The sequence below is a fragment of the Actinosynnema sp. NPDC049800 genome, from assembly GCF_040656635.1.
Lineage (GTDB): Bacteria > Actinomycetota > Actinomycetes > Mycobacteriales > Pseudonocardiaceae > Actinosynnema.
This window is the reverse complement of record NZ_JBFAMT010000001.1, coordinates 201772-222910: the sequence shown is the minus strand read 5'-3', so window position 1 is coordinate 222910 and position 21139 is coordinate 201772. Positions and strand designations below refer to the sequence as shown.

Annotated in this window: 18 protein-coding genes and 1 pseudogene; 9 read left to right on the top strand and 10 right to left on the bottom strand. The window is 71.9% G+C overall.

Annotated features, from left to right (window positions below; translation table 11 throughout):
• The first annotated feature begins 2 nt into the window (after window positions 1–2).
• The 6 genes from AB0I91_RS01045 to AB0I91_RS01020 all read left to right on the top strand — a co-directional run bounded on the left by AB0I91_RS01045 (window position 3) and on the right by AB0I91_RS01020 (window position 5583).
• Window positions 3–1073: a hypothetical protein gene (locus AB0I91_RS01045; RefSeq protein ID WP_498772318.1), complete on the top strand. Its 1071-nt coding sequence runs from the start codon at window positions 3–5 to the stop codon at window positions 1071–1073.
• Window positions 1070–1870: a hypothetical protein gene (locus AB0I91_RS01040; RefSeq protein ID WP_499634521.1), complete on the top strand. Its 801-nt coding sequence runs from the start codon at window positions 1070–1072 to the stop codon at window positions 1868–1870. Before AB0I91_RS01045 ends, AB0I91_RS01040 begins: the two co-directional genes overlap by 4 nt.
• Window positions 1867–2199: a hypothetical protein gene (locus AB0I91_RS01035; protein ID WP_499634519.1), complete on the top strand. Its 333-nt coding sequence runs from the start codon at window positions 1867–1869 to the stop codon at window positions 2197–2199. Before AB0I91_RS01040 ends, AB0I91_RS01035 begins: the two co-directional genes overlap by 4 nt.
• Window positions 2196–3287 carry a hypothetical protein gene (locus AB0I91_RS01030; RefSeq protein ID WP_499634516.1) on the top strand — a complete coding sequence of 364 codons (1092 nt, stop codon included), beginning with the start codon at window positions 2196–2198 and terminating at the stop codon, window positions 3285–3287. The genes AB0I91_RS01035 and AB0I91_RS01030 overlap by 4 nt, the downstream gene beginning before the upstream one ends.
• Window positions 3288–3556: 269 nt before the next feature.
• A complete protein-coding gene (locus AB0I91_RS01025) occupies window positions 3557–4315 on the top strand; it encodes a bestrophin-like domain (RefSeq protein ID WP_499634513.1) in 759 nt (252 codons plus the stop codon).
• Window positions 4312–5583 (top strand): hypothetical protein, encoded by a 1272-nt coding sequence (locus AB0I91_RS01020; protein ID WP_499634510.1) that lies wholly within the window; start codon window positions 4312–4314, stop codon window positions 5581–5583. The genes AB0I91_RS01025 and AB0I91_RS01020 overlap by 4 nt, the downstream gene beginning before the upstream one ends.
• Window position 5584: 1 nt before the next feature.
• On the opposite strand, the gene urtE is transcribed toward AB0I91_RS01020, so the two are convergent.
• Genes urtE through urtA form a run of 5 tightly spaced genes read right to left on the bottom strand, consistent with a single transcriptional unit; the run spans window position 5585 to window position 10178 of the window.
• Window positions 5585–6280: an urea ABC transporter ATP-binding subunit UrtE gene (urtE, locus tag AB0I91_RS01015; RefSeq protein WP_499634886.1), complete on the bottom strand. Its 696-nt coding sequence runs from the start codon at window positions 6278–6280 to the stop codon at window positions 5585–5587.
• Entirely contained in the window at window positions 6280–7029 is a 750-nt protein-coding gene (gene urtD / locus AB0I91_RS01010) for an urea ABC transporter ATP-binding protein UrtD (protein ID WP_499634507.1), read from the bottom strand. Before urtD ends, urtE begins: the two co-directional genes overlap by 1 nt.
• The gene (gene urtC, locus AB0I91_RS01005) at window positions 7026–8072 is read right to left on the bottom strand and encodes an urea ABC transporter permease subunit UrtC (RefSeq protein ID WP_499618133.1); all 1047 of its coding nucleotides are present in this window, start codon (window positions 8070–8072) and stop codon (window positions 7026–7028) included. Before urtC ends, urtD begins: the two co-directional genes overlap by 4 nt.
• The gene (gene urtB / locus AB0I91_RS01000) at window positions 8069–8959 is read right to left on the bottom strand and encodes an urea ABC transporter permease subunit UrtB (protein ID WP_498772333.1); all 891 of its coding nucleotides are present in this window, start codon (window positions 8957–8959) and stop codon (window positions 8069–8071) included. Before urtB ends, urtC begins: the two co-directional genes overlap by 4 nt.
• A gap of 1 nt (window position 8960) precedes the next feature.
• A complete protein-coding gene (gene urtA / locus AB0I91_RS00995) occupies window positions 8961–10178 on the bottom strand; it encodes an urea ABC transporter substrate-binding protein (protein WP_499634504.1) in 1218 nt (405 codons plus the stop codon).
• Between the two features lie 261 nt (window positions 10179–10439).
• Here urtA and AB0I91_RS00990 point away from each other — a divergent pair, with 261 nt between their 5' ends.
• Genes AB0I91_RS00990 through AB0I91_RS00980 form a run of 3 tightly spaced genes read left to right on the top strand, consistent with a single transcriptional unit; the run spans window position 10440 to window position 13381 of the window.
• Window positions 10440–11579 carry a DUF418 domain-containing protein gene (locus AB0I91_RS00990; protein ID WP_498772337.1) on the top strand — a complete coding sequence of 380 codons (1140 nt, stop codon included), beginning with the start codon at window positions 10440–10442 and terminating at the stop codon, window positions 11577–11579.
• A complete protein-coding gene (locus AB0I91_RS00985; RefSeq protein ID WP_498772339.1) occupies window positions 11576–12466 on the top strand; it encodes a LysR family transcriptional regulator in 891 nt (296 codons plus the stop codon). Before AB0I91_RS00990 ends, AB0I91_RS00985 begins: the two co-directional genes overlap by 4 nt.
• A 54-nt stretch (window positions 12467–12520) precedes the next feature.
• Window positions 12521–13381, top strand: coding sequence for a maleylpyruvate isomerase family mycothiol-dependent enzyme (locus AB0I91_RS00980; protein ID WP_498772341.1), 861 nt, complete (start codon window positions 12521–12523; stop codon window positions 13379–13381).
• A gap of 27 nt (window positions 13382–13408) precedes the next feature.
• On the opposite strand, the pseudogene AB0I91_RS00975 reads toward AB0I91_RS00980, so the two are convergent.
• From AB0I91_RS00975 to AB0I91_RS00955, 5 genes and pseudogenes are all read right to left on the bottom strand, one after another.
• Window positions 13409–13582, bottom strand: a pseudogene (locus tag AB0I91_RS00975) (helix-turn-helix domain-containing protein); the annotation flags it as partial.
• A 170-nt stretch (window positions 13583–13752) separates the two neighbouring features.
• A complete protein-coding gene (locus AB0I91_RS00970; protein ID WP_499618126.1) occupies window positions 13753–15957 on the bottom strand; it encodes a pectate lyase-like domain-containing protein in 2205 nt (734 codons plus the stop codon).
• Between the two features lie 123 nt (window positions 15958–16080).
• Entirely contained in the window at window positions 16081–17124 is a 1044-nt protein-coding gene (locus AB0I91_RS00965; RefSeq protein WP_499634501.1) for a LacI family DNA-binding transcriptional regulator, read from the bottom strand.
• Between the two features lie 262 nt (window positions 17125–17386).
• Window positions 17387–19753: a glycoside hydrolase family 3 C-terminal domain-containing protein gene (locus AB0I91_RS00960; protein WP_499634498.1), complete on the bottom strand. Its 2367-nt coding sequence runs from the start codon at window positions 19751–19753 to the stop codon at window positions 17387–17389.
• 76 nt (window positions 19754–19829) lie between these two features.
• A complete protein-coding gene (locus AB0I91_RS00955; RefSeq protein WP_498772349.1) occupies window positions 19830–21092 on the bottom strand; it encodes an ROK family transcriptional regulator in 1263 nt (420 codons plus the stop codon).
• Window positions 21093–21139: the final 47 nt, after the last annotated feature.

Sequence of the window (21139 nt, the reverse complement as noted above, 5' to 3'; positions counted from 1 at the left end):
CCATGACAGTGGGGCGCGAAGCAGAAGTTGCCGACCTGGCGGGGAGCCCGACGACGAGCGGGCGTCCCCGCGCCGACTACCGCACGGACCTGATCACGGTGCTGCTCGGCACCTGGTTCTCGATCGGGCTGTTCCTCGACGCGTGGGCGCACTCCAACGTGCCCGAGCTCGAGTCGTTCTTCACGCCGTGGCACGCGGTGTTCTACTCGGGCTTCGCCGCGACCGGCGCGTGGATCCTGTGGGTGCTGTGGCGCAACTACCAGCAGGGGCTGCGCGGCCTGGACGCGGTCCCGATCGGCTACGGGCCGGCGGTGATCGCGCTGCCGGTGTTCGCCGCGGCGGGTGTCGGCGACTACCTGTGGCACACGTTCATCGGCATCGAGCAGGGCATCGACATCCTGTTCAGCCCGACCCACCTGGTGCTGATCTCGTCGATGGTGCTGATCCTCACCACGCCGCTGCGCACCCTGTGGAGCGACCGGGACGTGGTGAGCCCGTCGCTGCGGCGATTCCTGCCCGCCGGGCTGGCCCTGGGGTTCACCACCTCGCTGGTGCTGCTGTTCGCCGGGTACGCCGACGCGACCGTGTTCACCACCGAACAGGTGATCAGGGCGTTCAGCTTCGAGAAGGGCGCCAACGGCGCCGGCCGGGCGGCCGAGCTCGCCGCGTCGATCATGTTCACCAACCTGATCATGATCCTGCCGCTGCTGCTGGCCGTGCGCCGGTTCCGGCTGCCGTTCGGCGCGGCGACCCTGCTGGCGTTCGTGGTGATGCTGCTCAGCACCGCCGTCGCCAACTACACCAACATGAGCATCGCGATCGGGTTCCTGGTGTCCGGGGTGGTGATCGACGTGCTGCTGCTCAAGCTGAACCCGTCGGAGAGCAGGCTCAAGGAGTACCGGATCTTCGCGGCGGCGGCGTCGTTCGTCACGTGGGCGGTGTTCTTCGCGGCGGCCATCATCGAGCAGGGCACCACGCCGAGCGTCACCGAGATGTGGACCGGGGCGCCGGTCATGGCCGCGCTGCACGGCGTGCTGATGGCGGTGGTGCTCGTGCCGACCGCCCGCCGGTGAGGGCGCTGCTCGCGGCCCTCGTCCTGGTGATCACCACCGCCGGCCCGGCCCAGGCGCACGCGGGCGGCCTCACGCCGCAGGACCACCTGAGCCGGGTCACCGGGATCGAACCGCCGCTGCCCGGCGTCACGGCGGCGATGGTCAACCACGGCACGCAACTGGAGATCCGCAACGGGAGCGCCGTCGCGATCACCGTCGGCGGCGCCGGTGAACGGACCGCGGAGCACGCGATCGGGCCGGGCGAGACCTACCGCTACCGCGACGAGCGCACCACCGCTCCGCAGTGGGAGGTGCCGCTCGGCCACGCGGTGATCAAGGGCCAGGTGGACGTCGTGCCCGGCCCGAACCCCTTGTGGTGGCTGCTGATCACGGCCGCGCTCGCCCTCGGCGGCTACTTCCTGGGCCGCGCGCGGGCGCTGCTCGCGGTCGGCGTGGTCGTGGTGACGGCCGCGCACGGGTGGCACGCGGTCGGCGCGACGCTCGCCGTGACGGGCGGGTCGTTCGTGCCGCTGCTGCTCGGCGCGAGCGGCGTCGGCCTGGTGGCGTGGCCGCTGGCGGTGGTCGCCGTGGTGGCGGCGGTGCGGCGCAGGCCCGCGACGGCGTTCGTGGCGGCCGTCGTGGGCGCGATGCTGGTGGTGGCCGGGATACCGGACTTCGACAGCTTCCGGTTCTCCCGGCTGCCGTTCGCCGGTCCGGCCGACCTCGACCGGCTGCTCGTGGCACTCACCCTGGGCGGCGGCCTCGGCCTCGCCGCAGGCGGATTCGACTACCTCAGAAGGACTGGATCGACCACATGAAGACCGTTCACGCCCTGCTGCTCGCGCTGCTCGTGCTCGCGGGCTGCTCGTCCGGGCCCGAGGCCGCGCCGCCCGCCGCCGGCCCGCTGGTGCTCGACCTCTCGGTGGACCAGGCGTCACCGCAGCGGGTGGAGGCGGTGCGCGGGCAGGCCGTCGAGCTGACCGTCACCAGCGAGCAGCCGGTGGACGTGCACGTGCACGGCGTCGACGTGCTGGCCAAGGCGGAGAGCGGGAAACCCGCCGTGCTCAAGTTCACCGTGGACCGGACGGGCACCTACGACGTGGAGGCCCACCCGGACACGCTGCTCGTGCAACTGGTGGTGCGGTGACCGTCCTCGCCCACGGCGTCGGCGCGCGGCACGACCTGCCGCTCCCGCTGGACCTGGTGCTGCAGGGCGCGGCGGTCGCGCTGCTGGCGTCGTTCCTGGCGCTGGGCCTGCTGTGGACGAAGCCCCGGTTCGACGCCGCCGAGCCCGCGCCCGACCGCGACTGGTGGCCGGTGCGGCTGCTGGTCGCGGTCGGGCTGGTGCTCGTGCCCGCCGCGGCGTGGCCGCACCTGGTGTTCGTGCTGGTGTGGGTCGGCGTGCCGGTGCTGTCGATGCTGTTCGGCCCGGTGTGGCGGGTGCTCAACCCGCTGCGCCTGGCCGCCCGCGTCACGCTCGGCCGCGCGTACCCCGAGCGGCTCGGCCACTGGCCCGCCGCGCTCGGCCTGCTCGCGTTCACCTGGGTGGAGCTGGTCTCGCCGGACGCGCTGCCGTGGTTCCTGGTGGCGCACGCGGTGGTGAACGTCGCCGGCGGCGTGGTGTTCGGCCGCACGTGGTTCGAGCGCGCCGACGGGTTCGAGGTGTTCTCGACGCTGCTGGGCCGGCTGTCGCCGCTGCGCGGCAACCCGTTCCGCGCGCTCGTCGCCACGCCCGTGCGGCCCGGTCTGGTCGCGGTGGTGGCGGTGCTGCTCGGCTCGACGGCGTTCGACAGCATCGGCTCCACCCCCGCCTGGGAACGCCTGTCCGTGCCGGACACGGCGGGGCTGGTGGCGGCCGTGGCGCTGGTCGCGGGCAGCTACCTGCTGGCGTGCCGGTCGTTCGGCGGGCAGCTCGCCCACTCGATGGTGCCGATCGTCGCCGGGTACGTCGTGGCGCACTACTTCTCGCTGCTCGCCGTGGAGGGCCAGCGGGGCGTCGCGCTGCTGCTCGGCCACACCGGCTTCACCCCCGACGACACGCTCGCCGCACCCGTCCTGGTGGCCTCGGTGCAGCTCGGCGCGGTGCTCGCCGGGCACCTGCTGGCCGTGGTGTCCGCGCACGACCGTGCGCTGCGGCTGCTGCCGGCGAACCGGCACTTGACCGGTCAGGTGCCGTTGTTGGTCCTGATGGTCGGCTACACCTCGGGCGGTTTGGCGCTGCTGTTCGCGGGCTGAGCGGATATTCTGAGGGCCCACGACGGTCTGTCGTGATGCAAACAACTCGATCGGGCTAATGGGTTAGCTCGATGAGCTGGATTTCGCCGCATTCTGGCGGCTTCCAGCTGGCGCTCCTGCTCGTGCGAGGTGAGCGGGTCACCTGAGAGATTGGGGTTTCCTGGCACTCGGATGAACGCACTTCTCACTGGATCGGGTCGATCACTAGCTTTCGGGTGAGTGAAATCGGCGGATCTGTGGAATTCATCCCGAGTGACGAAAGGGTGTCGATGAGCATTTACCTCACAGGTCTGCTGTGGGTCGGCGGTGCGGCCATCGTGGCCGCCGTCCTGGCTTACTTGATCCGCAAGTACGGCGAGCTGGAGGGGCGCTCGGCGAACAACGAGTCCGCCGGGCAGGTCTTCACGATCGTGGGCGGCCTGCACGCGGTCCTGGTGGCGTTCGTGCTCATCGCCCTGTTCGACGCCGTCGCCCAGGCAGGTGAGGCCGCGTACCGCGAGGCGGACGGGCTGGTGGCGGCCACGTGGGCGAGCGACTCGCTGTCCCCGGAGACCGGCGAGCAGGTGCGCGACCTGTCCCGCGACTACGCCGCCACCGTGATCGACGACGAGTGGCCCGGCATGACGCAGGGCACGTCGTTCGAGTCGAGCGGCTGGTCGCAGCTCGACCAGCTGCGCCGGGTCGTGGCCGATGCGCCGACGACCGACGAGTGGCAGGTCGACCGCAAGTCCGAGGCCGCGAACCAGCTGTGGCAGGTGTACCAGGCCAGGCAGGAGCGGCTGGACGCGGCGGGCGGCGGGGTCAGCTCGGTGGTGTGGTTCGTGCTGATCGCGGGCAGCGTGCTGGCCGTGTGCCTGCCGCTGCTGTTCGGCGGGGCGCGCATCCGCACGCACGTGCTCATCGTGGCGACCCTCGCCGCGACCATCACCCTGCTGCTGTACGCGATCTACCAGCTGCAGAACCCGTTCGGCGGTGGCGCCGGGGTGAGTCCCGCGGCGTTCGAGGCCGCCGTGGAGCGATTCGGATGATCGAGGCGCTCGCCCAGGTCGTGTGCACCGCCATCCAGGTCGAGGCGGAGGCCCACGGCCCGTCGACCGTTTTCCGGGTGCGGCTGCCGTCCGGCGAGACGTCCTCGCTCACCACGCTCGACGTGCGGCTGAACGCCATCGGCTTCTCCTCCGAGCAGGACCTCGTGTACGGCGTGGACCACCACGGCAGGCTCGTCGCCCTCGACCGGACCGGCCGGGTGGTCGGGAAGGCGCCGCGCCCCTCACCCCTGCTGCGGAACGCGACGGCGGGCGTGGTGGTCGACGAACGGCTGGTCGTGCGCGTGGGTCCGTGGCTGAACTCGGTCGACATCGACCGGAACAGCCCCACGTTCGGGCACGTGCTGCACCAGGCGTGGTTGTGGCCGGCGGAGGGGACGACGGTCGACGACTTCGACCTCAACCCGGACGACGGCCTGCTCTACGGCGTCGCCACGCACGCCCACGGCTACGGCGTGGTGGTCAGCATCGACCCGGACACCGGCCGGACGAGAGCCGTGCCCGGCGCCGGCCGGTTGCCCGGCGGCAGCAGCTACGGCGCGGTGACCCTCGCGCCGGACGGCGCGCTGTACGCCACGAACAACAACCAGGGCGGTCGCAGCACGTTGTGGCGGGTGGCGCTGGACGGCTCGGGCGTGGTCACGGAGATCTCGTCCCGGAAGGCACTGCACACCATCGACTCGTCGGGCTGCCTGACCACGATCCCGATCCCCACCACGACCACGACACCGCCCACCACCACGACCACCACACCACCCACGACGACCACCACCACACAACCCACCACGACGACCACTACGCCGCCGACGACGACCACCACCACCACACCGCCCACGACGAGGACGACCACGCCACCCACGACGACCAGGACCACCACGACAACCCCGCCACCGACGACGACCACCACCATCGCCCGGACGACCACCACCACGACAACGACGACGACCACCACCACGACCACCACGGTTCGCCCCGCACCCGCGGTGCCGCCGCGGCCGAACGTCCCGCCGCTGCGGACCACCCCGCCGCAGAACCCCCCGCCTCCGCCACTGCCCCCGCCCGCGGAACCGCCCGTGGAACCGCCGCCGCCTCCACCGCCGGCCGACCTCGAGGCGCCGGACCGGCGGGTGGAGACGTTGGCGCCGACCGACAACACCGTCCGCGACCAACGGCGCTGGGGCCTGGCCGCGATGGTGCTGATCCTGGCCGCGGGCGCGCTCGCCCGCCAGGCCGCGAGCAGGCGCCGGTAGGTCAGACGGCCAGCATCCGGCGCACCTCCTCGTCGTGCAGCTCCTCCACCGCGCCCGCGCGCACGACCTCGCCCGCGTCCAGCACCACGAAACCGTCGGCCAGCCGCAACGCGAAGTCCAGGTACTGCTCCACGAGCAGCACGGTCAACCCGACCTCCCGGTGCAGCCGGTCGATCGCCGCCTCGATCTCGTCGATCACCGACGGCTGGACGCCCTCCGTGGGCTCGTCGAGCACCAGCAGCCGGGGCCGGGTGATCAACGCCCGCGCGATCGCCAGCTGCTGCCGCTGACCGCCGGACAGGAGACCCGCCGGCCGCTTGAAGAACTGCCGCAACGCCGGGAACACGTCCAGCGCCTCGTCCACCGCCGCCGGGTCGCGGTGCCCGGTGGCCTCCAGCGTCACCCGCAGGTTCTCCCACACGGTCAGCTGCGGGAACGAGACGTGACCCTGCGGCACGTACGCCATGCCCGCGCGCACCCGCAGGTGCGTCGGCAGCCGCGTGATGTCCTGCCCGTCGAACGTGATCCGGCCGGCCGTGGGCGTGAGCGTGCCCATCACCGTCTTGAGCAACGTCGTCTTGCCGACCCCGTTGCGGCCCATCACGCACACCAACGACCCGGCGGGCACCTCCAGCCCCACGCCGAACAGCACCCGCGCCCGCCCGTAGGCGGCGTCCACCCCGGACACCGACAGCATCACGTGACCGCCTTCCCCTTGGCCCGACCCAGGTACACCTCGCGCACCCGCGGGTCCTCCTGCACCTCGGCGACGGAACCCTCGCGCAGCAGGCGACCCTGGTGCAGCACGGTGACCTTGCGCGCGTACCTGCGCAGGAACTCCATGTCGTGCTCCACCACGACCACCGTGTGCGTCGAGGCGATCCGGTGCAGCAGCTCGCCGGTCCGCTCCCGCTCCGACCGGCTCATGCCCGCCACCGGCTCGTCCAGCAGCAGCAGCTTCGGCTGCTGCACCAGCAGCATCCCGATCTCCAGCCACTGCCGCTGCCCGTGCGAGAGCACACCGCCGGGCTTGTCGGCGGACGCCGTCAGGTCCGCCGCCTCCAACGCGGAGGCCACCGCGTCGGACACGCCGCGCCGCCGCCGCAGCAACGACCGCAGCGGCAACCGGAAGCTCGCCGCGAGGTCGAGGTTCTCCACCACGGTCAGCTCCTCGAACACGGTGGCGGTCTGGAACGTGCGGCCGACGCCCATCCGCACGATCCGGTGCTCGCGGCGCCCGACCAGCTCCTGGCCGCCGAACCGCACGCTGCCCGCCGCCGGCGCGGTCAGCCCGGTGACCACGTCGATCAGCGTCGTCTTGCCCGCGCCGTTCGGCCCGATCAGGAACCGCAGCTCGCCCTCCTCGACGGTGAGGTCCAGCCCGTCGATCGCCGCGAACCCGTCGAACACCACGCGCAGCCCGCGCACCTCCAGCAACGCGCTCACGCCAGCACCTCCACCGGACGCCGCCGTGCCGCCACCCGGTCCCGCGCCGACTCGACCAGGCCCGCCAGGCCCTTCGGCGCGAACACCAGCACGAGCACGAACAGCCCGCCCTGCAGGTACAGCCAGCCCTCGGCGAAGTCCTCGCTGAACAGCGTCTTGGCGTAGTTCACCGCGATGGCGCCCGCGATCGCGCCGGCCAGCACGAACCGGCCGCCGACCGCCACCCCGACCAGCAGCTCCAGCGACGGCACGATGCCGAGCAGCGCGGGGGAGATGATGCCGACGACCGGCACGAACAACGCGCCCGCCAGACCGGCCATCACCGCCGAGACGGTGAACGTGATCGCCTTGACCACGGCCGGGTCGTAGCCGAGGAACCGCACCCGGTCCTCGCCGTCGCGCACCGCCACCAGCAGCCGCCCGAACCGGCTGCGCACCAGCAGCTTGGCGACCAGGAACGTCACGCCCAGGACGAGCGCCGTGACGGCGTACACGGCGCGCTGCCCGTTCGGGTCGGTGAGGTCCAGCCCGAAGAACTGGCTGAAGTTCGTCATCCCGTTCGTGCCGCCGGTCAGGCCCTGCTGCCCGACCAGCAGGATCACGAACGCCGCCGCCAACGCCTGGGACAGGATCGCGAAGTACGCGCCGCGCACCCGTTGGCGGAACACCAGCAGCCCCAACAGGAACGCCACCAGCCCCGGCACCAGCACCACCGCCGCCAGCGCGAACACCGGGTTGCCGAACGGCTTCCACAGCGCGGGCAGCTCCTCGACGCCGCTCCACACCATGAAGTCCGGCAACCCGGCCGACCCGGCCTCCTTCAGCTTCAGGTACATGGCCATCGCGTAGCCGCCCAGGCCGAAGAACACGCCCTGCCCGAGCGTCAGCATCCCGCCCTGACCCCAGGCCAGCGCGATGCCGACCGCGACGATCGCGAAGCACAGGTACTTCGCCAGCAACCCGAGCCGGAACGGCGAGAGCGCGAACGGCGCCAACGCCAGCAGCACGACGCACACCACGAGGGAGATGCGACCCCACGTCATACCAACGCCCTCCCCTTCAGCACGAACATGCCCTGCGGCCGGACCTGGAGGAACGCGATGACCGCCACGAACACCAGCACCTTGGCCAGGCTCGCGTCCGTCCAGAACTCCAGGTAGCCGTTGAGGAACCCGAGCGCGACCGCCGCCAGCACCGCGCCGCGCAGCTGGCCGAGCCCGCCCGCGACCACGACCAGGAACGCGTCCACGATGTAGAAGGTGCCCAGGCTCGGGCCGACCGGGCCGACGAGCGTCAGCGCGACACCCGCCACCCCGGCCAGCCCCGAGCCGAGCAGGAACGTGAACCGGTCCACCCGCCCGGTGGCGATCCCGCTGTACGCGGCCAGTTCCCGGTCCTGCACGACCGCCCGCATCCGACGCCCGGCCGGCAGCCTGGTCAGGTACAGCCACACCCCGACCACGCACAGCACGGCCAGCACGACGATGAACACCCGGTTGTACGGCAGGCGCACGCCGAGCACGTCGACGCCGCCCACCAGCCAACCCGGCGCGGTCACCTGCACGTTCGGCGCGCCGAAGACGTCACGCGCCAGCTGTTGCAGCACCAGGCTCACGCCCCAGGTCAACAACAGCGTGTCCAACGGCCGCCCGTAGAACCGCCGGACCAGCGACCACTCCAGCAGCAGCCCCATCACCCCGGCCACGGCGAACGCGACCGGCAGCGCGATGAGGAACGACTGGCTCGTGTCACCCAGAAGAGATGAACTCTGCAACAGGTACGCGGTGTAGGCGCCCGCCATGATGAACTCGCCGTGCGCCATGTTGATCACGCCCATCTGGCCGAACGTGAACGTCAGGCCGAGCGCGATGAGCAGCAGCACCGCGGCGATGCTCAGCCCGATGGGCAGCTGGTTGACCAAAGCGCCCATGTCAGCTCAACCCGCCCGCCCAGTCGTAGCTCTTCAGGTACGGGTCCGGCTTGATCGGACCGGGCGAGGACCACACCTCCTTGATCTGGCCGTCCGCCTGCACCAGGCCGATCCGCGCGGTCTTGGCGACGTGCTGGTTGTCGCCGTCGATGGTGGTGGGGCCCTCGGGCGCCTCGATCGTGATGCCGCCCGCGGCCTTCCGCACCGCCTCGACCTCCGTCGTGCCCGCCTTCTTCACCGCCTCCGCCCACAGGTGCACGGCGTTGTAGCCGGCCTCCATCGGGTCGGACGTCACCTTGTCCGCGCCGTACTTCGCCTTGAAAGCCTTGACGAACGCGTCGTTCGCGGGCGTGGTGGTGGTCTGGTAGTAGTTCCACGCCACCAGGTGCCCGGCCACGTTCTCCGGCCCGATGCCCTTGACCTCCTCCTCGGCGACGCTCACCGACACCACCGGCGTGGTCTGCGGCGTGATGCCGGAACCGCGCAGCTGCTTGAAGAACGCCACGTTGCTGTCGCCGTTGAGGGTGTTGAACACGGCGTCCGGCTTCGCGTCGGCGATCTTGTTGACCAGCGTGCTGTACTCCGTGTGGCCGAGCGGCGTGTACTCCTCGCCCAGGACCTCGATGCCCTTGGCGGCGGCGTACGCCTTGATGATCTTGTTGGCGGTGCGCGGGAACACGTAGTCGCTGCCGACCAGGAACATCTTCTTCTTGCCCTGCGCCGCCAGGTAGTCCAGCGCGGGCACGATCTGCTGGTTCGTCGTCGCGCCGGTGTAGAAGATGTACGGCGAGCTCTCCAGGCCCTCGTACTGCACCGGGTACCACAGCAGCGCCTTGTTGCGCTCGAACACCGGCAGCATCGCCTTGCGGCTGGCGGAGGTCCAGCCGCCGAAGACCGTCGCCACCTTGTCCTGCGAGATCAGCTTCTGCGCCTTCTCGGCGAACGTGGGCCAGTCCGACGCGCCGTCCTCGACGACCGGGACGATCTTCCTGCCCAGCACGCCGCCCTTGGCGTTGATCTCCTCGACGGCCAGCAGCTCCGCGTCGCGCACGGTCACCTCGCTGATGGCCATGGTGCCGCTCAGCGAGTGCAGGACGCCGACCTTGATCTCGTCACCGGAGGCCCCCGCGCCACCGCCGGGCTCGTCGACGCAGGCCGTCGCGAGCAGGGCGGGCAGCAGGAGGGCGATCAGTCCGCGGCTGAGGGTTCTGGAACGCACCGGCGGCTCCTTTCGGGCAGGTGGAACCGAGAAGCTATGAACCGCGTGTTGCGTGCCGGGCGCGGGAGGTTACGTTCGTGTGGCCAAATCCGCACGGTATGGACTTGTGACCATCCGCGCTCACCTTGCGCGGTCGTCGTGTCATCCGTTCGGCCGTCACCCATCGTCCGAAGGTGCGACACCGCCGGACACCTTCGACCGACGAGCGCCGAGGGCTTCTCGTCCTACGTTCGCCCGGTACCTAGTTCGGGGAGGCGGGTCATGGGCGGACGAATCGTGGCGCTCGACGTGCTGCGCGGGGTGGCGATCCTGGGCACGTTCGGGACCAACGTGTGGGCTTTCACGCACCCGCAGGGGGTGACGGGCTTCCTGGCCGGTTTCGGCTCGGGCGCGGGCGACACCGCGACCGCACTGCTGCAGATGATCACCAACGGGAAGTTCCTGGGCCTGCTGTCGATCATGTTCGGCATCGGCCTGGCGATCCAGCACCGCTCCGCCGGTAGGCGGGGGCAGCGGTGGCCCGGGTGGTACCTGTGGCGCTCGGCGCTGCTGCTGTTCGAGGGCCTGCTGCACTACGTGCTGGTCTTCGAGTTCGACGTGCTGATGTTCTACGCGGTGGTGTCCGTGCTGGTCGCCTACCTGGTGGGGCGCGGCCGACGGGTCCAGGTCGGCTGGATGGTCGGGATGGGGGCGGTGAACCTGGGAGTCGTCGGCCTGATCACGCTGGCGCTGCTGACCGGCGCCACGACGGTCGGGGATCCGGGGTTCGTGCTCGCCACGGACAGCTGGTGGGACGGGGTCCAGGCGCGGATCGAGCACTTCGCGGTCTTCCGGGCCGAGGGGTTCCTGGTGCTGCCGCTGAGCGCGCTGCTGTTCCTGGCCGGCGCTCGGCTGTTCCAGGCGGGCGCGTTGGAGGACTCCGCGCGTGGCGCCCGCATCCGACGGCGGCTGGTGGTGTGGGGCCTCGGGGTCGGCGTGCCGCTGAACGTCACCACCACGCTCGCCGGCGCCGACTGGTTCGCCGTCGACCGCTACGTGTGCGCGCCGCTGGTCGCGTTCGGGCTGCTCGGCGCGATCACCGCGCTGGTCCACCGGATGCGGGCCGAGGCCGGTCCGGTGCGCCGCGGCGTGACGGCGGTCGGTCGGGCGGCGTTGAGCTGCTACGTCGCGCAGAACGTGATCGCGTCCGCGCTCTGCTACGAGTGGGGCCTCGGCCTGGCGCGGCGCTGGGGTCACCTCGGCCCGTGGTTCACCGGGGCGGTGTGGCTGGTGGTCGCCGTGCTGCTGGTCGTGGGCGCGTCGTGGTGGATGCGGCGGTTCGAGCGCGGACCCGTGGAGGCGGTGTGGGACTGGGCCTACCGGGCGCCACGCCGTCGGTCGGCCAATACGCTGGCGGTATGAGTCCCCTCGACGTGGACACCAGGGTGCTGCGGTACTTCGTGGCCGTGGCCGAGCGCTTGAGCTTCACCGGGGCGGCGCGGGCCCTGTACGTCTCGCAACCCGCGTTGAGCAGGCAGATCAGGCAGCTGGAGACGGACCTGGGCGTCGAGTTGTTCGTGCGGACCGGCCGGGAGGTCCGGCTGACCGCGGCGGGCGGTGACCTGCTGCCGTTGGCGCGCCGGGCGCTGGCCGAGTGGCGGGACGCGGTGCGGTCGGCGCGTTCCGCGGCGGCGGCCGAGGCGAACGTGCTGCGGGTCGGGTTCGTCGCGTCGGGCGGTGGCAGCGTGGCGCGACGGGCCCGGGCGGCGTTCGCCGAGCAGCGGCCCGACGTGACGATCGAGCCGAAGCGGTGCGACTGGGGCGGCGAGCCGGACGCGTTGCGGCAGGGGCTGGTCGACGTGGCGTTCGTGTGGCTGCCCGCCGACACCGACGGCCTGCGCACCCACGTGGTGGCGACCGAGGCGCGGTACGTCGCCCTGTCCCGCGACCACCCGTTGGCCGCGCGCGAGTCGGTGGGCATCGCGGACCTGGGCGACGAGCCGCTGATGTGGACGCGCAAGGCGCCGAAGGCGTGGGTGGACTGGTGGGCCGTCAACCCGCGGCCGGACGGCCGCGAACCCGTGTGGGGACCGGAGAACGACAACGCGGACGAGATGCTGGAGCACGTCGCGGCCGGTGCGGCGGTGTGCTTCGGCCCGGAGTCGATGGCGGAGTACTACGCGCACCCCGACCTGGCGTGGCGGCCGGTGACCGACATCGAGCCGCTGCGGGTGGCGATCGGGTGGGCGCCGGAGACGGCCCGGCCGGTGGTGCGCGCGTTCGTGGAGACCACGGTGCGGCTCCGCTAGCCCTCGTCGCTGAAACACTGTTATGGTACGTGCCCGGGCGACTTGGGGGGTGCCGTGGTCGAGCAGCAGTGGCCGGCAGTGCGGGACGTGCTGTCGGACGTGACGGGTCGGTTCGCCGACCTCGTCGCATCGTCGGACCCGAGCGCGCTCGCCACCGCCGACTGGACGGTGGCCGACACGGCGGCGCACGTCGTCGCCATCGCCTCGATCTACACCACGTTGCTGGCGCCCGGCGGCGGGGAGGTGGCCGACCGGAGCCTCGCCGAGCACATCCCCGCGGTCACCGTGGACACCGTCGCCAACCTGAACGACCTGGCCCTGCGGCGGTTCACCGAGCGCGACCCCGCCACCCTGAGCGCCATGCTGCGGTCGATGGTGGCCACGATCCTGGAGGTGACGACGGAGGCCGACCCCGAGCGGACGGTGCCGTGGCTGGGCGCGTCCCAGGTGCCGATCGCGGGCGTGCTGGCCCACCTCGTCAACGAACTGCTGGTCCACGGGTGGGACATCGCCCGGGGCGTCGGCACGCCGTGGTCGATCCCGCCGCGTGAAGCCGCGTTGTTCTTCGACCTGTTCATCGTCGGCATGATCCGCAACGACGTCGGCGGCGTGCTCGACGGCGAGCCGCCCAGCGACCGCCGCGTCGCGGTGGCGTTCCGCTCACCCCACACGACCCCGGTGACGATCGTGCTGCACCAGGGCCGGGTGTCGATCGGGGAACCGGGCGAGCCGGTCGACGTGCGCCTGACCTTCGACCCGGCGGTGCTGAACCTGGTGCTGTTCGGCCGCGTCAGCCGCGCCCGCGCCGCCGTGACGGGCAAGCTGCGGGTCGCCGGACGACGCCCGTGGCTGCTGCCCGCGTTCCTGCGCAAGGTGCGGCTGCCGACGAACTCCCTGCCCCTGTCGGCGGGCTAGCGGCTTCCCGGGTGACCCGTCATCGGCGAAGCCCAGGTCCGCCGCCAGGCCCGCCAGGTCGCGCTCACCGCCCTCCAACCGCTCCACCGCGCGCCCCACCCGCACCCGGTTGCGGAACCTGGTCAGGGACGCGCCCACCTCGCGGTTGAACGCGCGGCTCAGGCGGTAGGGCGACACGCCGAGCGCCTCCGCCAGGGGCACCACCAGCCCGGCCGACTCGGGCGCGTCCGCCAGCACCGCCTCCCGTGCCGCCGCGACCACCGCGCGCGCCGCCGGAACCGGCCGCGCCGCACGAGCACGACCACGTGCCCGGACCCCAGCGAACCGCCCCGCCGAGGACGGAAGCCTCGGCGGGGCGGTTGCTCACGCGATCACGGGTAGTTGACGACGTAGCGCTGCTGCGTGGCCATGTTCGCCGCGCCGCCGACGCCGTTCACGACGTTGTCGATCGTGCCGACACCGCCGAGCGACACCGTCACCAGGTCGTGCAGCCGCACGCCCGACCGGTTGGGCACCTCGAAGCCGTTCGCCGTCCGGATGCTCGGGTCGGCCTGGTTGAAGGCGTACACGCCCATGCCCCAGCCCTCGTGGGTCGTGACGTGGTCGCCCACCTTGTACCCGGCCCAGCCCAGCTTCGAGCCGTTCATCCACGCGGCCTGGTTCGGCGGGTCGTACGGCAGCTCGTTCTGGTAGAAGTACGTGCGGCCGCCGTTGCCGTTCCACACCGTGTTGTACTCCTGGTAGTGCTCGACGAACAACCCGTACGCCGTCACGTTGTCACCGTTGACGACGACGCCGTTGCGACCGGTGTTCGCGGTCCAGCCGGTCGGGCCCGTGCCGTGGTCGGCGCGCCACACCCACGTGTGGTCGACGATCACGTGGTCGCTGTTGATCTCCAGCGAGGTCGTCGCCTTGCCCGCCTGCGGACCGCCGACGCGCAGGTACACGTCGTGCATCGAGGTCGGGTTGGCGGCGTGCGACGCCGACGAGGTCGTCGGACCGAGCTGGAGCAGCACGGGGGAGTTCTGCACACCGGCGTCGACCAGGAACCCGGCCAGCTTCACACCGTCCACATCGGACACGGCCATCGCGGCCTTGCCGGTGTCGGGCGACAGCGTCGCCAGGCCAAGGCCGAGCACCACGGTGTTCGGCCGGGTCACGTTGATCGTGTCGGTGAGGCGGTGCACACCCGGCGTCAGCAGCAGGTGCTTGCCCTGCGCCAGCGCCGCGTTCGTCGTCGCCACCGGCGTGCCGGGCTTGACGATGAAGAAGTCGGCCAGCGAGATCGACTGGCCGGCGGGCGCGCCCGCTTCCCAGCTCGTGCCGCGGGCGTTCTGCCGCAGCGCCGGGACGAACACCTTGTACTCGCCGTTCTCGAAGTACAGGAACGGCTTCTCGCGCACGACCGGGCTGGTGTCGACGGTGGTGTGCGAGGGGTTCGGGAAGTGCTGCGCGGGCGCGCCCTGCGTGCCGACGAACACCATGTTCCACACCGAGCCGCTCCAGCCGCCCGCGAGGTTGCTGTTGCGGGTCAGGAACTGCTGCTGCGAGCCGGAGACCGCGACACCGTCGATCTTGCTGTCCACGATCAGACCGCCGGACGCCCAGCCGTCGCCGCCGTTCCACAGGTGGATCTGGCCGCTGAGGTGCATCCGCCGGTAGGACGCGGCCTGCGAGACGGCCCACCGCTCGATCTGCCCGGCCGGCAGGTTGACGTGCAGGTTCTCGGCCTGGCGCCAGAAGTTCTGGGTGGCGTTGCCGAGGTTGTTCGGGTTGTCGCCCTGCTGGAGCCAGTCCGCCTCGACGCGCACGTGGCCGTTGAGCCGCACGTCGTCCGGGCGCAGGCCGAGGCCCGCGACCTGGGTGTAGAAGCGGAGGTTGACGTCCGCGTCGTACACGCCCGGCTTGTACAGCACGGCGTACCGCTCGGAGCCGAACTGGTTGGTCTTCATCTGGGTGGCGATCTGGTCCAACCGCGACTGCATCGCGGCCCGGTCGTAGCCGGGGCCGTAGACGAGCACGTTGGGACCGAAGTCGGGGTTGCGCGGGTCGGTGGGCGGGATGACGGGTCCGCCGGTCGTCTCGGTGTTGACTGCCAGCTCCCACAGTGAGTAGCCGTAGCCGGTGGCGCGCGCCGTGCCGTGGACCCGCAGGTAGCGCCCGGAGCCCGCGACGGTCAGGTTCTGCACGCCACCGGTGCCGGTGGTGGTGGAGTAGACGGTGTTCCAAGTGGACGCGTTGTCCGACAGCTGCACCTGGAACGCCCGGCCGTACGCGGCCTCCCAGGTCAGGGTCACGCGGCAGACCTGCTGCGTCGAGCCGAGGTCCACCTGGACCCACTGCGGGTCGGCGAACGCGCTGGACCAGCGGGTGCCGGTGTTGCCGTCGACCGCGGCGGCGGCAGGGGTGCCGCCGTTCTCGACGGAGGATGCGGTCGCCGGGCGGTTCAGCGCGGCGTTGGTCGTGCCGCACTCGGCGGCCTGCGCGGACTGGGTGATCACGGGGCTGAGCACCGCGGCGAGGCCGAGTGCCAGCGCGGCGGTCAGGACCCGTGACAGGGAACGGGGAGAGCTCATTGTCCTACCTGACGAGGTAAGGGGCGCGAGAAGGCCCGGAGCCGTGCCTCCGTGGCACCGGAGGCGCTGAGAGAGCGCTCTCTCGGAGCGTAACGCCGATGTCGCGAAGACGTCAACGACGGTTCAGGCGGAATCGCGCACGACGAGCGAGGGTTCGAAGATGACGGATTTGGGGCGCAGTCCCGGTTCTTCGACGTGGTCCAGCAGCAACCGGGACATCCCGGCCGCCATGTCCTCCACCGGTTGCCGCACGGTGGTCAACCTCGGTCGGCACGACAGCGCGGGGCTGCTGTCGTCGAAGCCCACCAGCGCCACGTCCTCCGGGACGCGCCTGCGGTGCTTGTGCAGCACCAGCAGCGCGCCTTGCGCCATCAGGTCGTTGGCCGCGAACACGCCGTCGATGTCGGGGTGCTCGGCGAGCAGCCGTTCCATCGCGGCCTCGCCGCTGATCGAGGTGAACCCGCCCTCGGCGATCGGGACGTACGGGAAACCGTGCCGCGCCATGGCGTCGCGGAACCCGGTCAGCCGGTCCTGGGACGCGGGCACGTCCAGCGGGCCGGTGATCGTCGCGACCTGCGTGCAGCCGCGGTGCACCAGGTGGTCGGCGGCGAGCTTCGCGCCGGCCTGGTGGTCGAGGTCGACGTAGCTGATCGGCACGGGCCGGGCCGGGCGCGCGAACAGCACGGCGGGCAGCTCGGCGTCGACCAGGCGGGTGGGCAGCGGGTCCTCGGCGTGGGTCGAGACCAGCAGCGCGCCGTCCGCGCTGCCCTGGCGGAGGAACGACAGCACGTCCTCGCGGGCCGGTTCGGTGTCGGCGACCATCAGCACCGGGTGCACGCCGCGCGTGCGCAGGAAGCCGAGCACGCCGCTGGCCACCCGGCCGAAGAACGGGTCGGAGAACACGCGTGCGGCGAACGCGTCCTCGTCGCCCGGGTCGCCCGCGCCGGACACCACCAGCGCGATCGTCCCGGCCCTCTTGGTGACCAGGGAGCGCGCGGCGCGGTTGGGTGCGTAGCCGGTCTTGTCGATGGCGGCGCGCACGACTTCCTGGATCTTGCGGTCGACGTTGCGGGTGCCGTTGATGACGCGGGAGACGGTGGCGCGGGACACGCCGGCGACCCGCGCCACGTCTTCCAACGTCGGCGGGGTCGTCGGCGATCTGCTCATGGGGGTCATTGTGCCACGGGGGTGGAGAGCGCTCTCCGTAGTCTGGCTCTGTTCGGCTCGATTTGACATGGGGCCCTTACGGGCACCCCAGGCAGGCCAAAGCCGGGCAGGCCTGGCGGGAAAAGCGTCCGCCAAGCCTGCCCGGCTTCGACCAGCCTATGGCACCCGAACCCATGTCAAATCGGGCCTAGGTGCGGATGTTCCGGGTCCGTTGTGGTGCCGTTGTGGGTGGTTGGGAGAGGGGATTGGGGGGTGGTTGGGGTCAGAGGTGGTGGTGGAGGGTGAGGGGGGTGTTGCCGGAGGAGGGGCCGATCAGCAGGGTGAAGGGGCCTGGTTCGGTGGTCCAGCCGGTGGTGGTCCAGTGTTGGTAGGCGCGTTGGGGGATGGGGATGTCCACCTCGACGGCTTCACCTGGGGTTGCGGTGGCGTTGGTCCAGGCGGCCAGTTGGCGGTTGGGGCGGTCGATGGCGCTGTCCGGTCGGGTCACGTAGACCTGCACGACCTCGCGGCCGGGGCGGGTGCCGGTGTTGCGGAGGCGGACGCGGAGGCCCGATTCGGTGGTGGTGGCGGCTTCGTAGGCCCAGGTGGTGTAGCCGAGGCCGTGGCCGAACCAGTAGGCGGGGTTGGCCTTGGCGCGGTGCCAGGCGCGGTAGCCGAGGTGGAGGCCCTCGTCGTAGCGCAGGACGCCGTGGTCCGGTCGGACGTTCGAGACGGGCAGGTCCTGTTGGGTGGCGGGCCAGGTGGTCGGTAGTCGGCCGCCCGGCTCGCGGAGGCCGAAGAGCACGTCGGCGAGGCCGTGGCCGGCTTCCTGGCCCGGGAACCAGGTCAGCAGGACGGCGGCGACCTCGTCGCGCCACGGCAACTCGACCGGGCCGCCGGAGTTGACGACGACCACCGTGCGGTCGTTCACCGCGCGCACGGCGCGCACCAGCTCGTCCTGACGGCCGGGCAGGGCGAGTGACGTGCGGTCGAAGCCTTCGCTCTCGATCTCGTCCGTGGTGCCGACGACGACCACCGCGACGTCGCTGGTGCGGGCCAATCCGACCGCACGGGCCAGTTCGTCGTCGGCGCTCAGGCGTGGTGGGTCGGCGGCGAGGACGGTGGCGGTGCCGGTGTGGTCACGCAGCTCGCGGCGTGCGACGAGGTCGACCGTCGTACCTGCTCGGAGGTGCGCGGTGGCTTGTCGGTACGGCGGGGTGAGGTGGATGACGGCCGGGTCGTCCGTGTCGAGCGGGACGTCGTCGTCGATCAGGCGGGCGCCGTCCAGGTCGACGGTGAGGCGGCCGAAACCGGCGGCGGAGATCGTCCAGTCGCCGGTCACGTCCACGTCGAGCCTGCCGTGGATCTCGACGGTGCGGGCGCCGTCGACGAGGGGCACTTCGAGGATGCGGCCCAGGAACCGGTGTTCGGCGGACAGCTCGGCGTCGTCGGCGTCGAGGAGGCGGACCAGCACGCCCGGCTCGCCGTGGTGCGGGTGCCGGGTGTTGGCGGTGGTCAGGGGCGCGGGGCGGTCCTGGAGGCGGACGCCGGCGGTGTGCACGACCTCGGCGACCTCGTGGAGGCCGTCCAGGAACGACACGACCGACTCGGGGTAGACGCCCGCGCTGCCGCCGCCCTGGATGCGGGCGGTGGCGGCGTTGGGGCCGAGGACGGCGACCTTGGTGCCGGGCGTGAGCGGGAGGACGCCGTCGTTTCGCAGCAGCACGGTGCTCGCGGCGACGGCTTCGCGCAGCAGGTCCAGCGGGGCGTCGACGTGGGGTCTCCGGGCGGTGGCGCCGTTGAGGGCGCCGACTCTTGAGGCCAGGCGGAGCAGCCGTTCGACCTTCAGGTCCAGCGCGCTCTCCGGCACCTCGCCGTTCTCGACGGCGGCGGCCAGGTCGTTCCACGGGCTCTCCGGGCCGGGCATGGCGAGGTCCTGGGCCGCCCGCGCGGACGGCGCGGTGGACCGGATCGCGCCCCAGTCGGAGACGACCAGGCCGTCGAAGCCCCAGGAGCCCTTGAGCGGCTCGTCCAGCAGCGGGTTCTCCGACATGGTGACGCCGTTGACGCCGTTGTAGGCCGACATCACCACCCACACGCCCGCTTCGACGGCGGCCTCGAACGGGACCAGGTAGACCTCGTGCAGGGTGCGATCGTCGACCTCGGCGTCGAGCGTCATGCGCTCGGTCTCGGAGTCGTTGGCCACGTAGTGCTTGGCGGTGGCCGCCACCCCGCCGCTCTGCACGCCGGTGATGTAGGCCGCGCCGATGCGGCCGGTGAGCAGCGGGTCTTCGGAGTAGCACTCGAAGTGCCGGCCGGCGAACGGCGAGCGGTGCAGGTTGAGCGTGGGCGCGAGCAGCACGTCGACGCCCTTGCGCCGCGCCTCGGCCGCCAGCAGCACGCCCAGCCTCCGCACCAGGTCGACGTCCCAGGTGGCGGCCAGCGCGGTGGGGGAGGGCAGCGCGAGCGAGGTGCTGCGCTCGTCCCAACCCTGGCCGCGCACGCCGATCGGCCCGTCCGACACCACGATGGACCGCAGGCCGATGTCCGGCTCCTCGTGCGTCCGCCACCCCGTGGCGCCGGTCAGCAGCCGGACCTTGCGCGTCACGTCCAACTTGCCGACCAGCAGACCCAGATCCGGCTCGTCCACACCCAACCCCTTGCCTCGGAGAGCGCTCTCCCGCCCAGCGTCAGGCCACCCGGCCCGCTCTGTCAACCACCTGCGGTCAGAACGCGCGCGTCCGGCGGTCGGGCACGCCGAGTTCGACGCTCAGCTCGGGCGCGGACGGCTTGCGCGGGTCGGCGGCGCGGTCCAGGAGGGCGGCGACGGGGAGGGTGGCCGCGCCGACGGCGACGGCGTCCGGGCCCAGGCGGCCCAGCTCGATCGAGATCTGCTCGTACGGGTGCCGCAGGGCGTGCGCGCGGGTGGCCGCCACGATCCGGTCCAGCTGGTGCGCGCCCAGCGCCAGCCCGGCCCAGCCGCCCAGGACGATCCGCTCCGGGTTGAACAGGTTCACCAGGTTGGCGATGCCCGCGCCCAGGTAGCCGGCGGTCTCCTCGAGCACGCGGGCGGCGGTCTTGGAGCGGGGCGCGGCGTCGATCAGGGCCGCCACGGTCGACTGCTCGTCACCCGCCGGCAGCTCACGTCCCCGTGCCTTGCGGTACCGGTCGAGGATGCCCTCGGCGCCCACGTAGGCCTCCAAGCAGCCCAACGCGCCGCACCGGCACGGCCGGCCGCCGTAGACGATGGTCGTGTGGCCCCACTCGCCTGCCGAGCTGGTGGCGCCCCGGTAGACCCCGCCGTCGGTGACGACCGCCGCGCCGACACCGGAGCCGATGAGGGCTATGACGACGTGCTTGGCGCCCCGTCCCGCGCCGAACCACATCTCCGCCTGGCCCTGCGTCTTCGCCCCGTTCTCCACGTACAGCGGCCAGGCGGAGGAGGACGCCGACGCGACCAGCTCCTCCAGTCGCACGCCGTCCCACCCGATGGTGGGCGCGTGCACGACCGCGGTCGCGCCCTGCTCCACCGTCCCGGGTACGCCGATCCCGACCCCGAGCACGGTCGACGCCGGCACGCCCGCCGCGGCGACCACGTCCCGGACCGACGACGCGATCAACGACGCCACCGCGGCGGGCGACGAGGGCGACAGGGCGTGGTCGAGGGCGGCCAGCTGGGTCAGCGCCAGGTCGAACAGCTCGACCTTGATCCCGGTCTCGCCGACGTCGACCCCGACCACGTGCGCGAACGCGGGGTTCACGCGCAGCAGCACGCGCGGCCGGCCGCCGTCGGAGTCCACCGAACCGGCCTCGACCACGAGCCCGTCGTCGACCAGCTCGCCGGTCACGTTGGACACCGTCGCCGCCGACAGCCCGGACAGCCGGGACAGCTCGTACCTGCTCAACGGCCCGTCGAAGAACAGCGTCGACAGCAGGGTCGAACGGTTCTGCCGACGCAGGTCGCGGACGGTGGTGCGCTTCGGTGCCACGCCACGGACCTTAGTTTGCGACTTAAAATTAGTCTAAGTTTGTAACC

Excerpts from the sequence above, each read along its gene's own strand:
- AB0I91_RS01020 (WP_499634510.1), top strand. The coding sequence starts at position 4,312 with ATGATCGAGGCGCTCGCCCAGGTCGTGTGCACCGCCATCCAGGTCGAG.
- AB0I91_RS00965 (WP_499634501.1), bottom strand. The coding sequence starts at position 17,124 with ATGAGCAGATCGCCGACGACCCCGCCGACGTTGGAAGACGTGGCGCGG.
- AB0I91_RS01025 (WP_499634513.1), top strand. The coding sequence starts at position 3,557 with ATGAGCATTTACCTCACAGGTCTGCTGTGGGTCGGCGGTGCGGCCATC.
- AB0I91_RS01045 (WP_498772318.1), top strand. The coding sequence starts at position 3 with ATGACAGTGGGGCGCGAAGCAGAAGTTGCCGACCTGGCGGGGAGCCCG.
- AB0I91_RS00985 (WP_498772339.1), top strand. The coding sequence starts at position 11,576 with ATGAGTCCCCTCGACGTGGACACCAGGGTGCTGCGGTACTTCGTGGCC.
- urtB (WP_498772333.1), bottom strand. The coding sequence starts at position 8,959 with ATGGGCGCTTTGGTCAACCAGCTGCCCATCGGGCTGAGCATCGCCGCG.
- urtE (WP_499634886.1), bottom strand. The coding sequence starts at position 6,280 with ATGCTGTCGGTGTCCGGGGTGGACGCCGCCTACGGGCGGGCGCGGGTG.
- AB0I91_RS00990 (WP_498772337.1), top strand. The coding sequence starts at position 10,440 with ATGGGCGGACGAATCGTGGCGCTCGACGTGCTGCGCGGGGTGGCGATC.
- AB0I91_RS00970 (WP_499618126.1), bottom strand. The coding sequence starts at position 15,957 with ATGAGCTCTCCCCGTTCCCTGTCACGGGTCCTGACCGCCGCGCTGGCA.
- urtC (WP_499618133.1), bottom strand. The coding sequence starts at position 8,072 with ATGACGTGGGGTCGCATCTCCCTCGTGGTGTGCGTCGTGCTGCTGGCG.
- AB0I91_RS01035 (WP_499634519.1), top strand. The coding sequence starts at position 1,867 with ATGAAGACCGTTCACGCCCTGCTGCTCGCGCTGCTCGTGCTCGCGGGC.